1 protein-coding gene and 1 pseudogene are annotated in these 1,524 nt (G+C 69.6%); one reads left to right on the plus strand and one right to left on the minus strand.

Features of this window, described 5'->3' with window-relative positions; translation table 11 throughout:
* The first annotated feature begins 29 nt into the window (after positions 1–29).
* The gene (locus I0Q12_RS10385) at positions 30–764 is read left to right on the plus strand and encodes an ABC transporter ATP-binding protein (protein WP_197251844.1); all 735 of its coding nucleotides are present in this window, start codon (positions 30–32) and stop codon (positions 762–764) included.
* On the opposite strand, the pseudogene I0Q12_RS10390 reads toward I0Q12_RS10385, so the two are convergent.
* Positions 758–1,351 (minus strand): annotated as a pseudogene (locus tag I0Q12_RS10390) (fumarylacetoacetate hydrolase family protein). The gene I0Q12_RS10385 and the pseudogene I0Q12_RS10390 overlap by 7 nt on opposite strands.
* Positions 1,352–1,524: the final 173 nt, after the last annotated feature.

Below are 1,524 nucleotides of genomic sequence, written 5' to 3' on the forward strand. Positions count from 1 at the left end.
GCGACCCAGAGCAAGGCGGAATCGGGCACATGACGACGACGATGATGAACTGCGACGGACTCTCGGCGGGCTACGGCCGGGGCAGGGCGTGCGTGCGCGATGTCGGCTTCGAGCTACGGCCCGGCGAGATCATGGCCGTGCTCGGCCCCAACGGGGCTGGCAAGACGACCTTGCTGATCACCCTCGCCGGGTTGCTGACGCCCCTCGCCGGGACGGTCGAACTCGATGGGGTACGGATCAAGCCGGGCAGCGCCCGAACCGCATCGAAGGCGGGGATCGTGCTCGTCCCGGACGATCGGGCGCTGTTCACCGGACTGACGGTGACCGAGAACCTTCGCCTCGCGCGCAGGCCGGGTGGGACCACGATCGCGGAGGTGATCGACTACTTCCCGCTGCTGGGAGAACGGCTCGACGTGTCGGCGGGCCTGTTGTCCGGCGGGGAGCAGCAGATGCTCGCAATCGGGCGCGCGTTCATGCAGGCACCGAAGGTCCTGCTGATCGACGAGCTGAGCATGGGGCTGGCGCCGGTGATCGTCGAGTCGCTGCTGCCGGTGATCCGGCGCTTCGTCGACGAGCGGCAGGTTGCCGCCGTGCTGGTCGAACAGCACGTGCACATGGCGCTCACAGTTGCCGACCGTGCACTGGTGCTCCGGCACGGCGAGGTGACCACGACCGGCGCCGCGGCCGACCTCGCCGCATCACCGGAGGTGCTCGAGCGGGCCTATCTCGGGCATGCGGCAGGCACGGACTCGGTCGTCTACTGAGCCCGCCCCGCCGCGACGAACCGCTGGTGCAGTTCCCCGATGCCCTCGATCCAGGTGTCGAGGGTTTCGCCGGGCTGCAGGTACCGCTGCGGGTCGCGGCCCATGCCGACGCCGGCGGGGGTCCCGGTGAAGATCACGTCCCCGGGATACAGCGTGACGTTCTCCGACAGGGCGGCGATCAACGCGGGCACCGGGAAGATCATCTCCCGCGTCCGGCCCCGCTGGACCTCCTCGCCGTCGATCCGGCACCCGAGTTCGAGATCGTCCGGGTCGGCGAACTCGTCCGGGGTGACCAGCCACGGACCCTGCGGCGCGAAGCCCGGGAACGACTTGGCGAGACCGAACTGCGGTGCGGGACCACGCATCTGGGCCACGCGTTCGGAGATGTCCTGTCCGACGGTCACACCGGCGACGTGCGACTACTCGTCGGTCTCGGCGATCCGGTGCCCCTGTCGTCCGATGACGACGACGAGTTCGACCTCCCAGTCGACGTTGCCACCGTCCGGGATGACGACCTCGGTATCGGGACCGGAGAACGACGAGACGTACTTGGTGAACACCGGAGGCAGGTGCGTCGGCGCCTCCATACCGGATTCGGCGGCGTGCTCGCGATAGTTCAGTCCGATCGCGAACACCTGCCGCGGTGCGGACGACGGGGCGCCGAGGCGGGTGCGGTCGATCGCCGTCGTGGTCGTGCCTGCCGGGTCCACCTCGGGGCCCAGGCCCGCACCTCGTCCCACGACGTGAAGACCGAGGGCAG

Source organism: Rhodococcus sp. CX (genome assembly GCF_015865005.1).
GTDB lineage: Bacteria > Actinomycetota > Actinomycetes > Mycobacteriales > Mycobacteriaceae > Rhodococcus.

Excerpts from the sequence above, each read along its gene's own strand:
- I0Q12_RS10385 (WP_197251844.1), top strand. The coding sequence starts at position 30 with ATGACGACGACGATGATGAACTGCGACGGACTCTCGGCGGGCTACGGC.